The 20,955-nt window shown below is 34.4% G+C and carries 21 protein-coding genes; 5 read left to right on the forward strand and 16 right to left on the reverse strand.

The window, feature by feature from the left end; translation table 11 throughout:
- Positions 1–218: 218 nt before the first annotated feature.
- From JI747_RS08005 to JI747_RS08040, 8 genes are all read right to left on the reverse strand, one after another.
- Positions 219–962 (reverse strand): LytR/AlgR family response regulator transcription factor, encoded by a 744-nt coding sequence (locus tag JI747_RS08005; protein WP_225687554.1) that lies wholly within the window; start codon positions 960–962, stop codon positions 219–221.
- Positions 963–1,020: 58 nt separating this feature from the next.
- Complete coding sequence (locus JI747_RS08010) at positions 1,021–1,296, reverse strand: 2TM domain-containing protein (RefSeq protein WP_225687556.1); 276 nt, start codon at positions 1,294–1,296, stop codon at positions 1,021–1,023.
- 33 nt (positions 1,297–1,329) lie between these two features.
- Entirely contained in the window at positions 1,330–1,626 is a 297-nt protein-coding gene (locus tag JI747_RS08015) for a 2TM domain-containing protein (RefSeq protein WP_225687557.1), read from the reverse strand.
- Positions 1,627–1,804: 178 nt separating this feature from the next.
- Entirely contained in the window at positions 1,805–2,371 is a 567-nt protein-coding gene (locus JI747_RS08020; RefSeq protein WP_225687558.1) for a methyltransferase family protein, read from the reverse strand.
- 1 nt (position 2,372) lies between these two features.
- Positions 2,373–2,669, reverse strand: a complete 297-nt coding sequence (locus JI747_RS08025) for a 2TM domain-containing protein (protein ID WP_225687559.1) — start codon at positions 2,667–2,669, stop codon at positions 2,373–2,375.
- 2 nt (positions 2,670–2,671) lie between these two features.
- Positions 2,672–3,997: a 2TM domain-containing protein gene (locus JI747_RS08030; RefSeq protein WP_225687560.1), complete on the reverse strand. Its 1,326-nt coding sequence runs from the start codon at positions 3,995–3,997 to the stop codon at positions 2,672–2,674.
- A 230-nt stretch (positions 3,998–4,227) separates the two neighbouring features.
- A complete protein-coding gene (locus JI747_RS08035) occupies positions 4,228–4,878 on the reverse strand; it encodes a hypothetical protein (RefSeq protein ID WP_225687561.1) in 651 nt (216 codons plus the stop codon).
- 50 nt (positions 4,879–4,928) lie between these two features.
- Entirely contained in the window at positions 4,929–7,172 is a 2,244-nt protein-coding gene (locus JI747_RS08040) for a TonB-dependent receptor (RefSeq protein ID WP_225687562.1), read from the reverse strand.
- A gap of 155 nt (positions 7,173–7,327) precedes the next feature.
- Between JI747_RS08040 and JI747_RS08045 the strand changes: the two genes are divergently transcribed.
- A complete protein-coding gene (locus JI747_RS08045; protein ID WP_225687563.1) occupies positions 7,328–7,831 on the forward strand; it encodes a superoxide dismutase family protein in 504 nt (167 codons plus the stop codon).
- Between the two features lie 56 nt (positions 7,832–7,887).
- On the opposite strand, the gene JI747_RS08050 is transcribed toward JI747_RS08045, so the two are convergent.
- Positions 7,888–10,017, reverse strand: coding sequence for a carboxy terminal-processing peptidase (locus JI747_RS08050; RefSeq protein ID WP_225687565.1), 2,130 nt, complete (start codon positions 10,015–10,017; stop codon positions 7,888–7,890).
- Positions 10,018–10,162: 145 nt separating this feature from the next.
- Between JI747_RS08050 and surE the strand changes: the two genes are divergently transcribed.
- Together surE and JI747_RS08060 are read left to right on the forward strand one after the other, a co-directional pair.
- Complete coding sequence (surE, locus tag JI747_RS08055) at positions 10,163–10,933, forward strand: 5'/3'-nucleotidase SurE (protein WP_225687567.1); 771 nt, start codon at positions 10,163–10,165, stop codon at positions 10,931–10,933.
- Positions 10,933–11,598, forward strand: coding sequence for a GNAT family N-acetyltransferase (locus tag JI747_RS08060; protein WP_225687569.1), 666 nt, complete (start codon positions 10,933–10,935; stop codon positions 11,596–11,598). The genes surE and JI747_RS08060 overlap by 1 nt, the downstream gene beginning before the upstream one ends.
- An 18-nt stretch (positions 11,599–11,616) precedes the next feature.
- Here the strand turns inward: JI747_RS08060 and JI747_RS08065 are convergent, their stop codons facing one another.
- From JI747_RS08065 to JI747_RS08075, 3 genes are read right to left on the reverse strand one after another with little or no spacing between them, the layout of a single operon-like run.
- Positions 11,617–13,020: a radical SAM protein gene (locus JI747_RS08065; protein WP_225687571.1), complete on the reverse strand. Its 1,404-nt coding sequence runs from the start codon at positions 13,018–13,020 to the stop codon at positions 11,617–11,619.
- Positions 13,021–13,029: 9 nt separating this feature from the next.
- Positions 13,030–13,266: a hypothetical protein gene (locus JI747_RS08070; protein ID WP_225687573.1), complete on the reverse strand. Its 237-nt coding sequence runs from the start codon at positions 13,264–13,266 to the stop codon at positions 13,030–13,032.
- Between the two features lie 10 nt (positions 13,267–13,276).
- On the reverse strand, positions 13,277–14,023 hold the full coding sequence (locus tag JI747_RS08075) for a prolipoprotein diacylglyceryl transferase (protein WP_225687575.1): 747 nt from the start codon (positions 14,021–14,023) through the stop codon (positions 13,277–13,279).
- A 386-nt stretch (positions 14,024–14,409) separates the two neighbouring features.
- Between JI747_RS08075 and JI747_RS08080 the strand changes: the two genes are divergently transcribed.
- Complete coding sequence (locus JI747_RS08080; protein ID WP_225687577.1) at positions 14,410–15,447, forward strand: GMP reductase; 1,038 nt, start codon at positions 14,410–14,412, stop codon at positions 15,445–15,447.
- Positions 15,448–15,645: 198 nt separating this feature from the next.
- On the opposite strand, the gene fabG is transcribed toward JI747_RS08080, so the two are convergent.
- The 4 genes from fabG to JI747_RS08100 all read right to left on the reverse strand — a co-directional run bounded on the left by fabG (position 15,646) and on the right by JI747_RS08100 (position 20,239).
- Positions 15,646–16,389 carry a 3-oxoacyl-[acyl-carrier-protein] reductase gene (gene fabG, locus JI747_RS08085; protein ID WP_225687579.1) on the reverse strand — a complete coding sequence of 248 codons (744 nt, stop codon included), beginning with the start codon at positions 16,387–16,389 and terminating at the stop codon, positions 15,646–15,648.
- Between the two features lie 185 nt (positions 16,390–16,574).
- Positions 16,575–18,077, reverse strand: coding sequence for a WG repeat-containing protein (locus tag JI747_RS08090; RefSeq protein WP_225687581.1), 1,503 nt, complete (start codon positions 18,075–18,077; stop codon positions 16,575–16,577).
- Between the two features lie 6 nt (positions 18,078–18,083).
- Positions 18,084–18,758: a 16S rRNA (cytidine(1402)-2'-O)-methyltransferase gene (gene rsmI, locus JI747_RS08095; protein ID WP_225687583.1), complete on the reverse strand. Its 675-nt coding sequence runs from the start codon at positions 18,756–18,758 to the stop codon at positions 18,084–18,086.
- 2 nt (positions 18,759–18,760) lie between these two features.
- On the reverse strand, positions 18,761–20,239 hold the full coding sequence (locus JI747_RS08100; protein ID WP_225687585.1) for a hypothetical protein: 1,479 nt from the start codon (positions 20,237–20,239) through the stop codon (positions 18,761–18,763).
- Between the two features lie 61 nt (positions 20,240–20,300).
- Between JI747_RS08100 and JI747_RS08105 the strand changes: the two genes are divergently transcribed.
- Complete coding sequence (locus JI747_RS08105) at positions 20,301–20,894, forward strand: thymidine kinase (protein WP_225687587.1); 594 nt, start codon at positions 20,301–20,303, stop codon at positions 20,892–20,894.
- Positions 20,895–20,955 lie beyond the last annotated feature (61 nt).

Genomic DNA, 20,955 nt, shown 5'->3' on the forward strand with positions numbered 1-20,955 from the left:
TGGGTTGCATTTTATAAGTAACAAGTATTAGTTTTAATCAGTAGATATTGACCTGTTTGAAATAATTCAGAAAGCAGACAGAAAAAACCTCATATCCGATTCCATAAGCTTTCCTATTGACAGCGATGAAATCCCGAAATCAATTATAAAACAGCTTGAAGATACAGAAGCTAACCGAATAGATTACAAATAGTTATTTACACGCTATTCATTCTTTATCAGCTTACCAGCCAATCTTTAAAGTCTTTTACACGATCGCGGCTGACTGTAATTTCTTCCTGTGGCTGAAATTCCAGTTCTACTTTGTAATTCGGAGAGGTATGAATATTTTTAATGTAATCGGAATTGATAATAAACTGTCGATTTACCCGAAAGAATTTTTTCTCATCAAGAGTATCTTCCAGTTCATCCAACGTAAAATCTGACGGGAAAGACCGCTCCTGAGTCTGGAGATAAACGATTTTATTTTCACTGAAAAAACAGCTTATTTCGTGGGTCTGAACAATTTTCAGGTTGTATCCTATTTTCACTAAAATCCTGGAAAGCGTTGTCTTTTCTTTTTTTATTAACTGCTTAATTTCTTGCGAATTGACAGAGTTATCTGAAGGAATAAATGATTTATATTTCTCAATTGCTCCGGCAAGATCTTCATCAAGAATAGGCTTCAGAAGATAATCAATGCTGTTTAATTTGAACGCTTTTAAGGTATACTGATCAAAAGCCGTGGTATAAATAATAAAGCCTTTTGTAGGAACTTTCTCAAAAATATCAAACGATAAACCGTCTCCTAAAACAATATCTGAAAATATCAGCTGCGGATGTTCATTTTCTGAAAACCACTGTACTCCTTCTTCTACGGATTCTATTTTCCCAACCAATTCTATTTCAGGAAATTCATTAAGCATTCTTTCCAATTTCCTTGAAGCCGGTTTTTCGTCTTCGATAATGACTGTTTTGATCATTGAGTTCCCGATTTTAGTTTACTTTTTCGAAATAAAAATACTCAAAAATTATCCGTTTTTAAAATTTAATTGGCTCTTTTGATTTTCTCATCTCTTTTTCGATCACATTTCTTTCCCACTGAGAATCCAATAAAAATAGTTTTACTGCTTTTACGGTTAAAATAATTCCCCAAATCGTCAAAATAACTGATCCGTTCCATTGTGAAATATTGAAGATTCCTTTTTCGAAAATATCATCAAAGTAAATTATAAAAGCAACGATTCCGAACCATAACAAATTTTTGTAGAATCTTTTTAAGTCGTGTACTCTCTGTTGTGCCTGATTGTAGTTCATTGTATTCATTTTTAAATGGTTATTATTTTTTAATTAAAGTGATTTTGTTCTGCTTTTTTCTTCTTCCATCAATTGCTTGATTTTCTTTTCTTCCCAATCTTTTCCGATTCCGAAAGTACTTACTGCATGAGCCAGGAGTCCGAGTCCCCAACCTAACATCGGCCAGTAAAACCATAAATGTTCAGGTGAAGTGATAATGTTTAAAATAAACAGGAAAGGAATCACAAGACAGTAAGAACTAAGATTTCCGTAGAAACTTTTAAGGTCTTTTACTCTTTTTGATGCTTTTTCGTAAGCTAAAACTTCTTTTTGGTAAGATAAATTTTCCATGATTATAATTTTTAAAATGTTTAACTGTTTGTTTTTGTTGATACAAATGTAGGTCAGCCAACCCCCTCAAATCAATTTTATATTACCGAACCGTAGAAAATGGTTCCTGAATTGTAAAAATCCCGACTCAACGGAGAATCGGGATTTTAATTATTGTCTGTTTTAGATTTATTTTACTTTAATAGATAAAGGGAATCAGCCTTTTTGTTTCTTTTCTGTATTGAATATATTCATCTCCAAACTGCTCAACCAAAGCTTGTTCTTCTACTTTAATCCTGTAATTGAACGCCAGAAATGGAGGAATAAAAGCAATAGCAAATGAAACCCAGTTATTCAGGAACAAACCTAATCCTACAAATGTTAGTAATGCAAACGTATATGAAGGGTGTCTCATATATTTGTAAAAGCCTTCTTTTTTAATCTTATGATCTTCTCTGATGCTCACATCTACCGTAAAATATTTACCCAAAGACCTGATAATAATCCATCTGAAAAGAACTCCGATCACAATACAACTTTCACCGAGAAAAAAGATCCAATCTCTTTTACTGATAGGACATTTGAACATATTAGAAATAAAAACAGCCAAAAAAATCGACGGAACGATCACCACCCACAAAATATTTAAGGTTGATTTGTCTTTCTTCTGGGCATTCTGACCCGAGGTAAAGATTCTTTTGTAATACAGCTCACTCAGAAACCAAACTGCCATCGAAATATAAAATACAATGGTAAGCTCTTTCATATTACTTTTCTTTATCCATGAGTTCTTTAATCTTTTTCTCTTCCCAGCGTTTTCCCAGCACAAATGGCGGTAAAAAAACGCTTAATCCGTGTGCGGCAAGGCCAATTCCCCAAAAGACAGGCAACTGAAGCATATTCCAGCCCCATTGCTCTTTATCATCGGTATCAAAAAACTGAAGGGCAATGACCAGAAGATTCGTAAAACAATATACCATGAGGTGGACATAAAATCCTTTGATCTTTTTTACCCGTTTCTCTGCTTCTTTGTAGCGGATATCACTTTCGTTTATAGGAGTCATCTTTATCTGTTTTTGTGTTGATCTTGTTTTTCTAATATTTCCCGTATTTTTTTCTCTTCCCAGGTTCTGCCGATCGAGAAAACACTTATTGCATGCGCAGCAATCCCTATTCCCCATCCTAACATCGGCCAGTAAAACCATAAGTGTTTAGGTGAAGTAATCAGGTTAAGAATTGCCAAGAACGTGATTACAATGATGTAAGAGAAAAAGTTTCCGTAGAAGCTTTTAATCTCTTTTACGCGTTTCTGTGCTTTTTCATACGCTTTGTCTTCAGATTCGCTTTTTACGCTGACTACATTAGGCTTACTGGATAACATAGGAAGTTTAACTTTAAAATAATCATCAGATTTTTCGATAAAAACATTCCGTTTCGTCAGCAGAGAATACCGCTGAACAATATTGGCCAGTCCGATTCCCGCGCTTTCCTTCATCTGTTCCCTTATCTGAAGATTGTTTTCGATACAAAGGGTATCATTTTCAGAAAAGACTTTTATAATTAATGGCTTTGAGGAAGTGGCAAAATTGTGCTTGATACAGTTTTCCAAAAGCAGCTGTAATGAAAGCGGAACGACCAATCGTTTTAGGTCTTCATTTTTAATATTAAATTCAAAATCTACACTGTCTTCAAATCTTGTTTTTAAAAGATCACAATAGGTTTTTGCAAATTCGATTTCGTCTTCTACCGTGACTAATTCTTTGTCTTTCTGCTCCAAAACATATCTGTAGATCTTTGACATTGAAGCGGTAAATTTCTGAGCCTGTTTCGGGTTTTCGTCAATCAAAGAGCTTAAAACATTTAGAGAATTGAATAAAAAATGTGGATCTAACTGATTTTTAAGACTTTCAAACTGCGCATTTGCAGACTTGGCAATCAGTTTTTGTTCTACCACTTCCTTTTTTGAAGTTTTTTTCAGCTCTTCCATAAAGCTTCTCGCATGGAGAAAAGCAGAGATCAAAAGAGCAACATTGATGGTAAACCAATTGATGAAATTATATTTCCCGGAAAAGTATTCTTCTACTGTAGCCGCTTTCTGAATGACCACAAAGTTTAAATAGTTACAGAAATATACCAGAATAATATTGGCAATCAGAATCGAAATAACACTGATAAATGCCCTTTTCGTAGTGGCTTCAGACCATGGAAATTTTTTATTGAGAAAATCGTTAATTCCCCAGTTTCCTACTCCCAAAACAAATGAATAGATAAAGGAAATAAGAATGGTATGAATAAAATTTTCAATATTTTTCTCGTCTGTAAACACAAAAAAGAAGAACATTGAAGTTGCCAATGATACCCAAAATAACGTTATGATGTTTTTACGTTTCATATCCAGAATTTGCCTGATAAAAAATCAGTTTTTTATAAAGACCGGCCTTCCAAAAAAGGAAGACCAGCATATTATTTTTGGCGACTATATAGAATTTTACATCATTGTCATTCTGACGAAGGAAGAATCTCACTACAGCATAGATTCTTCATTTCACTACGTTACATTCAGAATGACAGAGTCATAATAATTAAGATAGCAGGATTAATGTAAAATTGTATATAATTACCTTATTTTTTATCTCCCATACTCAAAAAATATTCTGCTTCAGATTTTCCCCAATTAGGATCCAAAGACGTTTTGGGCTTAAATGCATTGAATTTTTCTAAAGCCGCTTTAAAAAGTTCAAGTCCTTTTGTTTTACTTCCGCCATATTGCTCCGGAGTGAAATATACATCTTCTGCTTTTATTAAAGCCACTCTCGGATTGGATGCATCAAAACTTTCCGCTTTTTTCAGCTCTTCTGCAGCCTGCATTCCGTAAGTCATATATCTTTGTTGTGGATTCACCATCATTTTCAGAGAAAAGACCATTTTTTGCAGCAAATGGATCTCAGAGTTATTTTTTTCTGTGCTTTCTGCAGCATCTACATATTTCTGTGCCTGATCTGCCACTTCATCCAGACTGTCCATTTTTCCGTCTCTCATCAAAACTCTCCCTTTCTGAATGTAAGAAAATGCAGTATAGTAATTGGGAAGCCATTTCCCTTTTTCTTTGTCACCAATTCTTTGAAAATCATTTGCCAGTGTTTGAAAGTCTTCAACCGTTTTGCAGGTTTCAATTTTAGCGATTTTCTCTGTCATAATTTTTTCATAACCGGCCTGAGCAAAAGTGATTAAGCTAACACAGCTTAAAGCAGCCGTTAAAATGTATTTTTTCATAGTTTCTAAATTTTTTTGAAGGTTATTTTTTATTTAAATGTAGTTGTTTTTTACAGATTATTGTTAATTGCATCCTGTGTTCTGTCTACTCCGAAGCTAATGAATGCACCGATAAAAACAAATGTATTCACCGGAGGCACGACTGCCGAACTCTGGTTTCCGTTTCGGGAAAAGTTATATCCATAGATATTTTTTGATCCTAACACATTTGAAACACTCAATACAAGAACGGTAAATGCTTTTGCATCTTTTTTACCCAGGTTCGGAAGATAATTAAAGCTGAAATTTAAAGCACTGTAATCTTTTAACCTTCCTTCATTTCTGATAAAATTAACCTCATCTCCATTTACTGTTTTTGTAGCAATATCGTAATAAGGTCTCCCTTTTGAATAGCTGTAAGAAAGATTGGTTCCAAATTTCAGTTCTGGGAAAAACCGCTTCGCTACGACTGAAAGAGTATGTTCTGAAGCAAAATTAGGTTTCAGGCTCATCGGATAATTCATAAAATCTCTTTTTGAATCCAGATAAGAATAGCTTATCCAATAGTCTATGTTTTTGAATGTCTTTTTATCTCTCCAGAAAAGTTCCAATCCTTTTGCAAAACCATATCCGTCATTGTTTACAGCGGTTTGCACAGGTTGATATTGTCCGTTGATTTCTCCGATATTCTGTACTTTAACCAGTTCGTCATATTTTTTGTAAAAAGCTTCCAGTCTTAAGCTTCTTCCTTCTGACGCTCTCTGAATCTGGAAAATATAATGCTGTGACTGCTGAAAATCAAGATGTGACGGTGAATTGATGTATTTACTTTCCGGATTCTGATAAAATAACCCATAAGCGAGCGAAGTGGTCCAGTCTTTTGCCAAACGGTAAGCGATTGCAAAACGCGGAGCTATATTGGCTTTTCCCAGAAAAGAAGAATACTCTCCTCTTACCCCGATTTTTGCAGAAAGCGAGTTGCTGAATCCCAAATCTGTTTCTAAAAAAGCAGCAGAGATCAGATCTTTATAATTTTTTTGAATCTCCTGAAAATTCAGCTGTTCACTGGCATTATTCAGCTCAAAACCTCCTCTTATTGCACTTATTTTATTAATTTTTCTATCCAAAACAGCTTTGAGATTAATATAATTTCCATCATTTAAAACCTGTGTTTTTTCTGATTCAAGACTGTTTGTTTCTGTTGAAAAATTAAGATCCGACCTGTTAAATGAATAGGAAGTTCCTACGTTCAACAGATATTTTCCGAATTTTTGTTTGAAAGATAAATTGTGATAGGTATTTTTTCCTTTTAGGCGAACCAGCGCAAAATCATATTCAGGTTCAAGACTTTCTGTTTTTACCCCCATTTTATTGGTATTGTACATTCCGTAATATTTGAAAAGTCCGCCGGATTTGGTTTTAATTCTGAATTTGGCATCTCCGTTGAAACCTTGTGGTGCATCAATAAAATCGGTATTAAAATCAAAGACTTTCTGCATTAAACTTAATAAAGAATATCCTGCACTTGCGCCATAAGAATAGGTCTTTTTATCATCTAGCTTTTGGAAACCGGCATTCAAAAATATCGGTGAAACTCCGAAATCATAAGAACTCTGATCCGGAAGATCCACACTTTCCAGCATTAATGCCCCTGAAAGAGCCTGTCCGTACAACGCAGAATATCCTCCGCTGGAAAATACATTTCCTTTAAAAAGTGAAGTATTAAACTGATCTCTTCCTGCAATTCCCGGAATTGAATTGGAGAAATAATTATTAATCAAGCTTCCATCCATAAAAATTTTTGACTCCGTTCCTGTTCCTCCGCGAATAAATAATCCTTCCGATTCTCCTACTTTTTGCACTCCCGGAAGATAGTTTAACGCTGAAGAAATCTGTCCGTCTGCTCCTGCAGTGGTATAAATATCTATCGGAGTTAAAAGCGCCGTTGCTCTTTTTTTATCACTTGCCTCAATAGATCCTGCAGAAACCACAACGGCATCTATTTCGTTGATCTGCTCTTTTAGATCTGCATTCATCACTACATTCTGATCTCCAATCGTGATATTCCTGCTTACTTCAATGTATTTTGGATGGGTAAAACTCAAAATATGATCTCCTTTTTCTGAAGTTTCGAAAGAGAAATTACCTTCTGCATCGGTTGTTGCCCCATCGTATGTATCCTTTAAGGTGACATTTACTTCTTTAATTCCTTTATTTTTAAAGCTTACCTTTCCTGATATTTTTATCTGGGAAAAATGCAGCACAAATGAAAGGAAAGCTGTCAGAAGAATTATTTTTTTAATTTGGGTTTTCATGTTTTTTATTTACGGTTCAAAAATAATATCAAAATTCTCTTGTTCTGTTTTTTTCTTACCGAGTTGTTAAATTTCGTTTCCGAATGGTAAAAAAGAACTGTAATCATAGATTGCTTTGATAAATCTTTTTTAATTTTATCACAAAATCATTTACAATGAAAATACAAACAATGTCATTATTGATAGGGAGTGCATTTTTGGCGGCTTCTTGCTGTACTACAAAAACATACACGATAAACCCTAAAAGTGGAACACAGACCGACGGGACTGCAAAGTTTACCCAGAAAAAAAATGAAGTGGTGATGAAACTTGATGTAAAAAACCTTACACCGGGAATACACGCCGTACACATTCATGAAAAAGGAGACTGCTCTGCAGCTGACGGAACTTCTACAGGAGGACATTGGAACCCTTCAAAGAACGATCACGGTAAATGGGGAGCAGAACACTTCCACATGGGAGATATCGGAAATTTGACGGCTAATCAGGACGGAGTGGCTACGCTTACTTTCAAAACTGAAAAGTGGTGTCTTGGATGTACTGATGAGTCTAAAAACATCATTGGTAAAGGTCTTATCATCCATGCCGCAGCTGATGATTTCCATACTCAGCCTACAGGAAATGCAGGAGGAAGAGTGGGATGTGTAGAGATTAAATAATCATCTGTACGATAAGTACAAAAAATAACCGCTAATTTCTTAGCGGTTATTTTTATTTATTGTTTTGCAGTCATATCTGCGAGAATGTTCATCGCTTCCTGAAGGTAAGTATCTTTTCTAAGGTTCTTCACCCATAGTTCAGATTTCTTCTTGAAGGCTTCATCTTTTTTCTCTCTTTCAAGTTCTGCAGGGAACATTGAAAATTTAAGTCCGTTATCGAATTTCGTAAGCACTTTGAATTTCTCTATCTGAGCTTTTCTTTGCTTCATCAGTTCATTAAACTTATTGATATTCAATGTAATTGTTTCTTCTTTATCCAATTTTTCTCTCCATTGTGCAGATTCAACCAACAATTGATAGTTTGAATTTTTTGCCATTCTTGCTGAGCTTGCTTTTTCCAATGCCTGAATATTGAAATAATTCAGTTTTTCGAATTTCGTAGCAGGAATTTTATCCCAAGCTAAAGCATAATCGTCATATCGCTCTCCTATTTCTGCATAAGTAAAGAAGTCTTTCATCTGAATATCTGAAACCACTCCTTTTCTTTGTGTTGATTCTCCTGTAATTCTATAGAACTTTTGAATCGTCAACTTTAAAGATCCGAAATCATCTTCTGTATTTAAGAATCTGTTTAGGTCAACAAAGGTCTGAACAGTTCCTTTTCCAAATGATTGTGGAGATCCGATTACTAAAGCTCTTCCGTTATCCTGCATCACGCCCGCAAGGATTTCTGAAGCTGAAGCAGAAAGCTCGTTCTGCATGATCACTAATGATCCTGTCCAGATTGGAGTTTCATTTTTGTTTTTCAGCGTCTGGATTTTCCCGTTTCCGTCTTTTACCTGAACATAAGGACCTGCATTCATAAACAGTCCCATAATATCTCCTACTTCCGTTAACGATCCTCCTCCGTTATTTCTTAAGTCTAAAACAATTCCTTCGATGTTTTGCTCCTTAAGTTTGATAATTTCGTTTTTGATATCATCAGAAGCATTTCTTCCTTTGTCGTTTTCAAAATCAGCGTTGAAGCTTGGCAAGTTGATGAAACCATACTTTTTCCCATTCGGAGCATTAACTACGATACTTCTTGCAAAAGTATCTTCAATAGCTACTTCTTCACGAATCATCGTTACATCCTTTGTCGTTCCGTCTTTCTTCTGAACCGTTAAAGTAACCGGAGTTCCTTTTTCACCTCTGATCAGTCTTACCGCTTCATCAGAAAGCATTCCTACCACATTTACTGCATCTTCTTTCGGTTTAGATTTTACTTTTAGGATCTTATCTCCTTCCGAAAGCTGTTTAGATTTCCATGCCGGAGCTCCAATGGTAAGAGCGCCTAAATAAAGATTTCCTTTTTTCTCCTGAATAATCGCTCCAATACCGATCACTTTTCCTGTGAAGTTGGTATCAAAATCTTCTTTATCTTTTGGAGAATAATAGTTGGTATGCGGATCGAAAACTTCTGTATAAGCGTTCATATATACAGAGAACCAGTCCATTTTCTTTCTCTTTTTGAATCTCGTAAAGGTTTCTTTCACAAGATCTTTTACCTCATCTGTAGCCTGCTTTATTTTCATATCCGGAGAAAGAGGCTTGTATTTGATGGTATCTTTCAGATTGTATTTCTGAACAGAATCTTTTTTCTCTTTCTGAGCTTCTTCTTTGCTGTTCATCGACTCAACTTCCTGAAGGATATTGTATTTGATGAATTTTTTCCACTCATTATACTGTTCTTGCTTATTAGAAGGTACTTTCTTTAATTTTGGCTCAAGAGTAAGCGTTTCGTCTTCTTCCAGATTGATGGGTTTACTGAAAATATCCTGAGTGATCTTATCAATCTCATCTACTCTTTGATACAATCTGTCGATCGTAAGTTTATAAAACGTCAAATCTCCCTGATTAAGATAATCATCTAATTTAGTTTCATGCTTACTGAACTCATCCATATCCGACTGCAAAAAGTATCTTTTCGCCGGGTCAATCATTTCAAAATAATGCTTGTATACATCTTTAGCATAAGCATCATTGATAGGTTTTGGACTGTAATGTAAGTAAGATAGGGTGTTTTTTACACTCACCATTATCGTCTGCATTTTCTCATCATCATTTTTAGGCGAATTGAAGCAAAACATTAGACTTGTCAATGGAATGAGGAGTAAAAATTTATTCAGCTTAAAATTTTTCCACATAAACTGTCTGTTTTTATTAATTTTTTTAAAATAGAATAGTTAATTAGTAGTAACAATTAAATTTCTGTTACAAACTATCAAATTTAGTACCTTATTTACAAATATCGAATACTTTTAAGTATTTTTGTTAAAATTATATTTTTTTATGGAAAGACCACTTATTCTGGTTACTAATGATGATGGAATTACAGCACCTGGTATCAGAAATCTTGTAAGCTTTATGAACGAAATCGGAGAAGTAGTTGTTGTAGCACCCAATTCTCCACAAAGCGGTAAAGGTCACGCGATCACGATCAATTCTACGCTTAGTTACGAAGAAGTACAGCTGGAAGGTCCTCAAAAGGATTTTTCGTGCAGCGGAACTCCTGTAGACTGTGTAAAAATGGCACTTGATAAGATCTTGCCAAGAAGACCGGATATTGTGGTCTCAGGAATCAATCACGGAGCCAATTCTTCAATTAATGTTATCTATTCCGGAACGATGTCTGCAGCGGTTGAAGCGGGTGTAGAAAACCTTCCTGCAATAGGATTCTCCTTACTGGATTTCAGTTGGGAAGCTGATTTTACACAGGCAAAAGAATATATTCAGAATATCGTCAGAAAAACATTGGAAAACCCAATGCCGAAAGGAATTGTTTTAAATGTAAACATCCCGAAACTTTTAAAAGAGGAAATAAAAGGTGTAAAAGTCTGTAAACAGGCTCATGCAAAATGGGAAGAAAGTTTCGATGAAAGAATTAATCCGCATGGTAAAAAATATTACTGGTTAACAGGATATTTCAACAATATGGATGAATCTTCGGATGCAGATGAAACGGCTTTAGCCAACGGATATATTTCTATTGTTCCGGTAAAATTTGATTTAACCGCTTACGAATATATGAATACGCTGAATGAGGTAATGAATTTTGATTAATGTACAATAAGTTAGATAATCCTGTTTATTATTCACTTAATGAATTTCACCAAAAGTTTTGCTTTCAATTTGGAGAGACAAAATTCTATAATCCTGAAATAGCAGCTTTCGGAGGTTCATCAAGTATTTCAAAAGAAAATGAAATCACAGAATATGCAAAAATATGTGATGATTTTCTGATTTTCGGAACTAAACCTGATATTGGTAATTCCAAAACAGAATTGTCTCAGCTTGTCTGCGACCAGTATATCTTGGAAGATAAAATTGAATTAGATTTTAATGAAGAAATTATTCAGCTTCAGAAAGAGCATAATGAAGAATTGCTTCAATTTATTCAAGCATTTTATCCCTATTATTTCAAAAAAAGAACACCAGAGATGGGTCGTTATTTTGGAATTTTTAAAGATGGAAAGCTCGTTGCAGTTACCGGTGAAAGGATGCAGATGAATGATTTAACTGAAGTAAGTGCCGTTATTACAAACACAGATTATCTTGGAAAAGGCTATGCCAAACAATTGGTAGCTTTTGTTTCCGGTAAAATCTTTGAAGATAATAAAACTCCATTTCTGCATGTTGCAGAAAGTAATATAGGTGCTAAAAAACTTTATGAAAAACTTGGTTTTAAACTGAGAGGTAAAATAAATTTATGGGGCATAAAAAAGTAATTTTATGCCCTTTTTTATTTAAAATAAAACTTTATCCTCTTTCCTCAATTCTTCCAAATATTTACTTTTATCATCCCTGTAGAAAAGATTCATCGTTTCAAAAGGAATTAATTTTAAATCTTTATTTACAATATGAACACAGGATTTCTTCACTGCGCGCACATCAAAATCATGAGCATCCATAAAGTTCATAATAATGATCCTGAACAGATTATCATAATCCAGATTCGGAGCGGAAACATCAGGAAGACAACACAATAACTGATTCACTTTAGGCTGAACTTTATCTACGGAAATTCCTGTACTGAAAATGTCTAAAAGCTGCATCTGCAATCCTGTATCCTGCTCGTAGACAATAGTATTTCGGGTTTCATTATTCAGCAGATCAGCAGGATTGATGTATCTCGTTAAAGGAATCGTTTCACCTCCCAATTTTAAAATATACCCCATTGCCAAAGCATCCGGATTACAGGGAACCGGAATAATATCATCTGAATTCAGCAAAGGAAACTGGTTCAGGATTTCCTGTCTTACCTCTGTGAGTGTAATTTTTTCGTGAGCAGCATCTTCTCTGTTTCTTCCTGCAATTTCAACAGGCTGAAAAGTAATTCCGCGAACGCATTTCTGTTTTAAAGCAAACTCAATGATCTTACCTATTTCATCAATATTTTTATCTTTCTGAAGAACAATAACGAGTGTTGTCGAAAGGTTTAATGCATTTAATTTTTCCAACGCTTTCATTCTTACATCTGTCAAATCTTTTCCTCTGAAATCCTGTAATACTTCAGGTTTAAAAGAATCAAACTGAAGATAAATTTCAAATTCGGGAGCATATGTAGCCAGTTTTTCAGCAAAACCCGGATCGTTGGCAATTCGTACCCCATTTGTGTTCAACATCAAATGTTTGATGGGTTTTGACTTGGCAATATCCATTATTTTGAAAAACTCAGGATGAATCGTAGGTTCTCCTCCACTGATCTGTACCACATCCGGTTCACCTTCATTTTTCACAATGATATCAAACATCGCTTCAATCTCTTCCAGACTTCTGTGACTTCCATAATGAGGCGAAGACATCGCATAACAGGTCGGACAGGTGAGATTGCATCGATCTGTCACTTCTACAATAGAAAGACAGCTGTGCTGTTCATGATCTACGCACAAACCGCAGTCATAAGGACATCCATATTCTACATCTGTTCCGAAATGTACAGGCATTTCAGAGGCTTTATTGTAGTTTCTGATGTTTTTATAATAATGAACATCGGAAGCAATTTTAGTCTTGAAAAAACCGTGATCAGGACATCTTTTCGTCATGAAAACCGCTTCATCTTCAATGATAATCTTTGCGCCTACCCTTTTCAGGCACTCAGGACAAAGACTGATTGTATAATCGTAATACGTATAGTTTCTTACCGGCATAATATTGAATTAAAGTCCACCACCACAAATTGCACCACTCACCAAACCACAAAGAAGCAGACAAATAAGCATGGTCTGCCAATATTGTTTTTTTGAAAACTTTCTGTCATTCTTTGATTCATAGATCAGCTTCACAAAAGTGGTGATAATAAACGAAATAAAGAGCGCCACAAGAATGATAATACCAATAATCATTGCAACCAGACCGCCCAGATTTCCAACCTCCAGTAGTGTTAAACTTTTCATATTGTGAATTTTAATGTGAAATTACGGTTTTTGTTTTTCTGATTTTAAAAATATAATAAATAATTACACTTATACATACCAGCTGAATCGTTCCTAAGTTTCCTATAAGTTCCAACCTCGGTTTAATAAAATCCAGCAAAAACCTGAACGTGAAATAACTCAGCATAAACAGTTGAAAAACAAAACCTGAAGGATATTTTTCTTTTCTCTGAATCTTTTTTAAAACAATCCAGAGAACAATTAAAAAAGCAATTTCATACAATGCAACTGGATGTCTTAAATAGGAATCTCCAAGATGCATTCCGAAAATAGAATCTGTTGGTAATCCGTAGGTTTCTTCATGAATTCCTGTCAGAAAACAACCAATTCTTCCGATAATCATGGCCAACATCAAAGGAAAAACAATCAAATCACCTGTACTTTCTTTGTGTCCGACAATTTTTTTAGCCATCTCTACACCCATTAAACCAAAAGCAAGCCCTCCTACAATCGTATTATTGGTCCAGAATGTTTTAACATCAAAATGTTCGAAGAGTTTATAGGGATTTTCAAGATTTCCTATCAGTTTTGAACCCAACAAAGCTCCTGCTGTTGCACCAATAAGCACCGCTGCGGAAGTATTGAATGATACTTTTTCTTTTGATTTTCGCTTTAAATAGAAGTAAAACCGCATTCCGATGAAAATACCCAGTGTTTCAAACACAGGATGCGCAAGAATTGTTTTACCGAAAATGTGAAAGGTAACAGGAAAATCCATGGTTTCAAAAATATTGTTTTTAAATTAAAACTTTAATACTTTTTTCTATTGTCAATTCTTCTTTTATTTCCCACAGATTTTCACAAATCTTCACAGATAATTCTGTAAATCTTAACGCGAAAATGACTTAGGAAAATGGAGCGTTAAGAAAATTAATTCTGTGAACGTTAAAAATTTGAATCGAAGAACAAATACTGAATTCGCTCGAGTTTTAGAATTTTTAGAGAACAGAATTAATTTTTAGCGGAAGTTTCCAAGTCTTGAACTTTTGTTTCTTTTGTTTCAAGACAAAAGAAAATTAACTCATAAATTATTTATAAAATCTTTCTAAATCAAATTTCAAATCAATCTTTTTCCTAATTTTAAGTAAAATAATTTTCCAAATTATGAGAATAGAATATGATATAAAGCTGGGTTTTAAAGACGTAATGTTCCGTCCGAAACGTTCTACGCTTAAATCCAGATCAGAAGTTAACTTAGAAAGAGAATTTACCTTCAGACATACAAAAAAGAAATGGAAAGGAACTCCCGTTATTGCTGCCAATATGGATACGGTGGGAACTTTTGAAATGGCGGTGGAACTGGCAAAAGACAAGATTGTTACTGCTATTCATAAGCACTACACTCCCGAAGAATGGACTCAGTTTTTGAATAGCCAGCCTGAAGAAATCTATCAATATATTGCACTAAGTACAGGAACCGGAAAAGCAGATGAAGAAAAAATAAAAACGATCCTCGAAAAGCATCCAAAAATCGAGTTTCTCTGCATAGATGTAGCCAATGGTTATTCTGAGTATTTTGTGGAATTTGTGAAGAAAGCAAGAGCTAATTTTCCTGATAAAATCATAATGGCAGGAAACGTAGTAACCGGAGAAATGGTGGAAGAGCTGCTATTGGCAGGAGCAGATATTATAAAAGTAGGAATTGGTCCCGGTTCTGTATGTACGACCCGTGTAAAAACGGGAGTCGGTTATCCTCAGCTTTCAGCTATTATAGAATGTTCAGATGCAGCACATGGTTTAAAAGGTCATATCATTGCAGACGGAGGCTGTAAAGTTCCCGGAGATGTTTCCAAAGCATTCGGTGGCGGAGCAGATTTTGTAATGCTCGGAGGAATGTTTGCCGGACACGATGAAAGTGGCGGCGAAATCGTGGAAGAAAATGGAAAAAAATTCAGATTATTCTACGGAATGAGTTCTAAAACTGCCATGGACAAGCATTCTGGTGGTGTTGCAGAATATCGTGCTTCGGAAGGAAAAACGGTAAAAGTAGCTTATAAAGGTCCGGTTTCTGAGACGGTAAAAGATATTTTGGGAGGGGTTCGTTCTACTTGTACGTATGTAGGGGCATCTACTTTAAAAGAACTGTCTAAAAGAACAACTTTCATCCGGGTACAGGAACAAGAGAATCAAGTTTTTAATTAAGCCTTAAAAATGAAAGTAATTTATTTAAGACCTTTCTAAGAGTGTCGGATAATAAATAAAAAAGATTCTCATGATATTAGTTTTTTTGGCTTTAGTTTACGACAAAGGTAACTCTATCATAAACACAAAAAAATACCTCATTTGAGGTATTTTTTTGTAAAAAAAGACATAAAATTGTCTTTTTAGGTATATTTTATATTAAGTTAACAGTCCTCCGTCAACATTTAAAGTTTGTCCTGTAATGTAAGTAGACATATCACTTCCTAAGAAAACACAAGCATTTGCAATATCTGCAGGTTTTCCAAGCTTTTTCATAGGAATTGCTTCGTTCCACTTATGAGTTGCTTTTTCATCTAAAGCAGCTGTCATTTCAGTAGCAATAAATCCCGGAGCAATCGCATTACAACGAATATTTCTTGAACCTAATTCTAATGCAACTGATTTAGTAAATCCTATTACTCCTGCTTTAGAAGCTGCATAGTTTGCCTGTCCTGCATTTCCGCTGATTCCTACTACAGACGTCATATTGATAATAGATCCTGATTTTGCCTTCATCATTGGCTTAATCACCGCTTTTGTAAGGTTGAAAACAGAGTCTAAGTTTACTTTGATAATGGTATCCCAATCGTCTTTAGACATTCTTAATAACAAGTTATCTCTGGTAATACCTGCGTTGTTGATCAGAATATCAATCTGTCCGAACTCAGCCATTACTTCATCTACTAATGTTTGAGCTGCATCAAAATCTGATGCATCTGACTGATACCCCTTAATTTGAGTTACAGAACTTAAAGTTTCTTCTAATTCTTTCGCTTTGTCTACAGAACCGGCGTATGTGAATGCAACTTTTGCCCCCTGTTGAGCAAACATTTCAGCGATTCCTCTTCCGATTCCTCTTGTAGCTCCGGTAATTAGCGCTACTTTTCCTTCTAATAGTTTCATATTTATTGACAATTATTTCTTTATTATAACTTATCAGTCCTTATTTTTTAAAGCAGACCAAGAGGTAATTATTTTATAGAGATAAAATTTAAATGACCGCAAAGATATTATAATTTGTTATTCAATACATTTTATCTCGTCAAATTATAGAAATTTTAAGTCTTTTTTATGATTAAATAACTTTATTATAGGTTATTACCCGTTTCAGAATCGGTAAAATACAGATATTCGGTTGCTTTATCTTTTGTAAGTTTTATCCCGTCTTTATCTACTGAAAACTTGTCATATACAACCTCTTTCAAAGGTTCGTTCTGATAATTGGTAACTCCATACTTATTTTCTTTCTGCACAACAATTTCATTATCAGGAAGAAAAGCATTAATATTATCATAAATAAAAGGAAGAATTTCTTTCCCGTTTTCATCTACGACTCCGTACAAATTATCATAATTCTTGCAAACCATTGCAGGAAACATATTTTGAGGATAATAAAAGATCCCATTTTCTTTTATCGAAGCCACTTTTTTAAGCTCTTCATATTTTTTATCCGTTACTGAAAACTTATAAAACACCCCTTCTTTTCTGACTATTAAGCTGTTAGGAAAAATTTTTTCAATCTGATAGCCAGATTCTAAAACATCATTTAAGTCTTTATCCAAAAGCCTTTGATAATTATCTTTTATCAGATAAATAAAGTTATTCCCGGCAACTTTAATTCCTTCAATATTGTCATACTCTTTCGGAACCACAATCTCTCCGTCAATGCGTATTACCGCCATTTTAGGATTTTTAAGGCTCTTTTGGGTACTGAATAGATCATTAAACAATGATTTTACATAGTCGAAATCCGTAGAATAGATCTTCTTTGCTTCTTTTGAAAAGATGCTTATTTTTTCGTTTTTAATGAAATAAATATATCGCGTTCCCAAAAACACTTCATCATAGATTTCATCAGCAAGACGATTTTCCTGAGTATCTACAATTCCGAATTTATTGGTAGCAGGATTTTTCGTAACCAGAAAAGGATATCCTCCGATGTTATCTATATTATTATTGGAGATTACATTCAGGGTAACACCGTCATTATCGACGATTTCACCTTGTTTTTCTCCGGTGGGAATATAAACCCTGTTCTTATAAAAATGAAGGTTTTCTTTAAATTCTCTGTTGCTTTTTAATTTTCCTTCAGCATCATAAATCTGCCAATTATTATCTTTTTTTACGAAAAACCTGTTCTCTCCTGCAAATTTTATTTTATCAGTATAAGGAATGATTTCTTTTCCTTGGTAATCATATATTCCTTCTTTTCCGTCTTTGGACAAGATAAGTCTGTTTTTAATACTCCAGGAAGGACCTATTTTATGCGTATCAAAAGGGATTAAAAGCTTTCCTTTCTCATCCGTCAATGCCATTTTCTCTTTCTTCGGGTCTTTATCTTTTATTTTGATAAAAAATCGGTCTTTATAGAGATGTGATATTTCGTTTTTAGCCGGAGCAGTATAGGTAATCACTCCTGTAGAGTCTACAATACCATATTCTGTGGATGCCGCATTGATGGCAATGCCATATCCGTTGGAGTAAAATTTGACTTCTTTGCCAAGCTTTTTTGAAAGAAGTATTTGAGTGTATTGATCAGTTTTCTGCGCTGTACAAAAAGTTGATAGCAATACAAAAACTAGTGTTTTCAATTAAAATTAAATAGCATTATTTACAATAAGAACAATTTCTCCTTTTAAAGTTTTTGTTTTGGAGAACTCAATTAGTTCATTGATTGTCCCTCTTTTAGTTTCTTCGAATTTTTTCGAAATTTCCCGGCTTAAACTTACTTTGGTCTCTTCTCCGAAGAACTCTTTTATTTGTTCCAAAGTAGTGTTTATCTTATGCGGACTTTCGTATAAAACGATGGTCTTTTTTTCTTCTGCAAGCTGTTTAAGCTTGGTTTGTCTTCCTTTTTTCTGCGGCAAAAACCCAGCAAATAAAAATTCATTATTGGGAAGTCCTGAAACCACCAAAGCAGGTACGAAAGCCGTTGCTCCCGGAAGACAGATCATTTCAATATTATGATCTGCTCCTGCTTTTGCCAATAAATATCCAGGATCTGAAATTCCTGGAGTTCCTGCATCCGTAATAATTGCGATATTCTGACCGTTTTTCAGATCTGTAATCACTTTTTCGGTTGCCTGATGTTCATTATGCAAATGATAAGACTTTAAAGGCTTAGAAATCTCGAAATGTTTTAATAAAATTCCGGAAGTTCTCGTGTCTTCACATAAAATATAATCAACTTCTTTCAGCACGTTTACTGCTCTGAAAGTCATATCTTCTAAATTTCCGACCGGTGTCGGAACAAAATAAAGAATCCCACTCAAAATTATAAAAATTTATTTTCTACCAATACCCATAATCTCTGAGCGTATTCATCTACCTTATCCCATTTTCTGTCATAATAAAGGTCGCTCAGATATTCTTTTGCCTCTTCCAGATTTTTGAAGCGGTTCAAATCTGCTACTACTTCATTCATTTCTGACTGACTTCCTCCGAATAGCATTTTTGAAAAAGCGATTCTGTCATTTAAATCCAGTTTAAATTCAGGTTTTGCTTTCTCTTTTTCTTTCTCCATATATTCTGTTGAAATATTTGTTTTCAACAGACTTCCTGTATCTTCTTTTTGTATTTCTCTAGGTCTTTCCTCAAGATTTTCAGGTGTTTCCAAATGATCATCATCAAAAAGCGTTTGCACCGCCTTCAATCCTCTGATATTGGCCAACCTTATTTTTTTGTCCTGATGATATTTTTCAAGATTTTCAAAACTTTCATCAGATGCAAGTTTCTCTTTTTCTGTTTCAGGAGAAGAAGTTTCAAAATCTACTATTTTACCTCTTCTGTTGTCTTCTTCAGCGATTACCTCTTGCTTCTGTTCTTCCCCTACTGAATCATCGTGCTTTATCTCTGTCAGAATATCTTCCACATTGGAAGTTTCCATGATCATTTCACCCTGCTCTATAGCAACATTTGAAATCAAAAACTGATCTTCATCCTCCTCAATCAAAATAGCTTCTTCTTCATACATCTCCGTATCAAAAATACTTGGAATAGTTTCCCTTATTTCAGAAGATTCATTAATTCTTGCGTTCTCTTGTTTCTCAACTATATCTATTGTTTCTTCTTCATTTTTATTTTCAACTTCATCTATTTCGTTCAGCTGATTATTAAAAATAGCTTCTTCCTCCGTAACTTTCTGATCAAACATTTCTTCTGAAATATCATTTATATCATCAGGCTTTGCTTCAGCAAGAATTCTTTCTTCATCTACAAAATCCAGCGCACTTTCATGATATTCTGAAAGACTGTTTTCCTCTATTTCTTTCAATTGTTCATTATAAACAACTTCTTCCGCTGTTTTTTGATCATATGTAGAACTTGAAGATTCACTTTCAGTATATTGAGGTTCAAGGTTTTCGCCTACAAAACTCACTATATTTTCGTGATACTCATTTTCAGTAATTTCATTGAGCTGATTATTAAAAATAACTTCTTCTTCCTCAGAATTTTCTGCAAAGATCGTTTCTTTTTCATCTATTTCGTTAAATTCGTTATTGAAAATTGCTTCTTCTTCAATAATTTCATTACTATTAAGCTCATTTTTTTCCGAAATAGGAGAGGTATTTTCAGTAATGAAATACTCCATATTCTTTTCAAGCAATCTTAAAAACGAAATTCTGTTAGCAAGCTCATCCACAAGATCCTGCTTAGAAAGCAATTCGTCTACGTTATTTATTTTATCCAAAATATCAATGATATTCTTGGATTCAAAAAAAATCTTTTCCTTTAAATCTTGGATGTTCTGCATATTAAGAATCTTATTAAAATTGCTTACTTTTGATCTTAAAAATATACGGCTAATTTAACAAATGTTTTTAGAAAATACAATTAATCACTCCAAACAAAGCGGTTGGATGGAAGTTATTTGTGGCTCAATGTTTTCCGGAAAAACCGAAGAGTTGATCCGAAGGCTTAGGAGAGCAGAAATGGCGGGGCAAAATGTGGAAATTTTTAAACCAAAACTGGATACTCGGTATTCTGAAGAGGACGTTATTTCTCATAATCAGAATAAAATAAGAAGCACACCTGTAGAAAATCCCAACGAAATTCTTTTGCTGGCTTCCAATTGCGATGTGATCGGAATAGATGAAGCCCAGTTTTTCGACGAAGGGATTGTAGAGGTAGCCAATCAGTTGGCCAATAGCGGAATAAGAGTCGTTATTGCCGGACTAGATATGGATTTTTTGGGACGTCCGTTCGGACCTATGCCTAATTTGATGGCAACGGCAGAATACGTTACAAAAGTGCATGCTATTTGTAAAAGAACAGGAAATCTTGCCAACTATTCCATGAGGATTTCTCAGGGTGATAATTTGGTGGAACTGGGTGAAACAGAAAGTTACGAAGCAGTAAGCCGTCGTGTTTTTATTGATGAAGTACTTTTGAAGAAGAAAAATATTTAAATTAGACGTAAGAATATATTTTGTCGAACATACCGACGCAAATTCAGTTACAATATTTGTT

Source organism: Chryseobacterium tagetis (assembly GCF_016735585.2).
GTDB lineage: Bacteria > Bacteroidota > Bacteroidia > Flavobacteriales > Weeksellaceae > Chryseobacterium > Chryseobacterium tagetis.

What these genes read in the sequence shown, in the direction of transcription:
- JI747_RS08005 (WP_225687554.1), bottom strand. Translation starts at nt 962, where the DNA reads ATGATCAAAACAGTCATTATCGAAGACGAAAAACCGGCTTCAAGGAAA.
- JI747_RS08010 (WP_225687556.1), bottom strand. Translation starts at nt 1,296, where the DNA reads ATGAACTACAATCAGGCACAACAGAGAGTACACGACTTAAAAAGATTC.
- JI747_RS08015 (WP_225687557.1), bottom strand. Translation starts at nt 1,626, where the DNA reads ATGGAAAATTTATCTTACCAAAAAGAAGTTTTAGCTTACGAAAAAGCA.
- JI747_RS08020 (WP_225687558.1), bottom strand. Translation starts at nt 2,371, where the DNA reads ATGAAAGAGCTTACCATTGTATTTTATATTTCGATGGCAGTTTGGTTT.
- JI747_RS08025 (WP_225687559.1), bottom strand. Translation starts at nt 2,669, where the DNA reads ATGACTCCTATAAACGAAAGTGATATCCGCTACAAAGAAGCAGAGAAA.
- JI747_RS08030 (WP_225687560.1), bottom strand. Translation starts at nt 3,997, where the DNA reads ATGAAACGTAAAAACATCATAACGTTATTTTGGGTATCATTGGCAACT.
- JI747_RS08035 (WP_225687561.1), bottom strand. Translation starts at nt 4,878, where the DNA reads ATGAAAAAATACATTTTAACGGCTGCTTTAAGCTGTGTTAGCTTAATC.
- JI747_RS08040 (WP_225687562.1), bottom strand. Translation starts at nt 7,172, where the DNA reads ATGAAAACCCAAATTAAAAAAATAATTCTTCTGACAGCTTTCCTTTCA.
- JI747_RS08045 (WP_225687563.1), top strand. Translation starts at nt 7,328, where the DNA reads ATGAAAATACAAACAATGTCATTATTGATAGGGAGTGCATTTTTGGCG.
- JI747_RS08050 (WP_225687565.1), bottom strand. Translation starts at nt 10,017, where the DNA reads ATGTGGAAAAATTTTAAGCTGAATAAATTTTTACTCCTCATTCCATTG.
- surE (WP_225687567.1), top strand. Translation starts at nt 10,163, where the DNA reads ATGGAAAGACCACTTATTCTGGTTACTAATGATGATGGAATTACAGCA.
- JI747_RS08060 (WP_225687569.1), top strand. Translation starts at nt 10,933, where the DNA reads ATGTACAATAAGTTAGATAATCCTGTTTATTATTCACTTAATGAATTT.
- JI747_RS08065 (WP_225687571.1), bottom strand. Translation starts at nt 13,020, where the DNA reads ATGCCGGTAAGAAACTATACGTATTACGATTATACAATCAGTCTTTGT.
- JI747_RS08070 (WP_225687573.1), bottom strand. Translation starts at nt 13,266, where the DNA reads ATGAAAAGTTTAACACTACTGGAGGTTGGAAATCTGGGCGGTCTGGTT.
- JI747_RS08075 (WP_225687575.1), bottom strand. Translation starts at nt 14,023, where the DNA reads ATGGATTTTCCTGTTACCTTTCACATTTTCGGTAAAACAATTCTTGCG.
- JI747_RS08080 (WP_225687577.1), top strand. Translation starts at nt 14,410, where the DNA reads ATGAGAATAGAATATGATATAAAGCTGGGTTTTAAAGACGTAATGTTC.
- fabG (WP_225687579.1), bottom strand. Translation starts at nt 16,389, where the DNA reads ATGAAACTATTAGAAGGAAAAGTAGCGCTAATTACCGGAGCTACAAGA.
- JI747_RS08100 (WP_225687585.1), bottom strand. Translation starts at nt 20,239, where the DNA reads ATGCAGAACATCCAAGATTTAAAGGAAAAGATTTTTTTTGAATCCAAG.
- JI747_RS08105 (WP_225687587.1), top strand. Translation starts at nt 20,301, where the DNA reads ATGTTTTTAGAAAATACAATTAATCACTCCAAACAAAGCGGTTGGATG.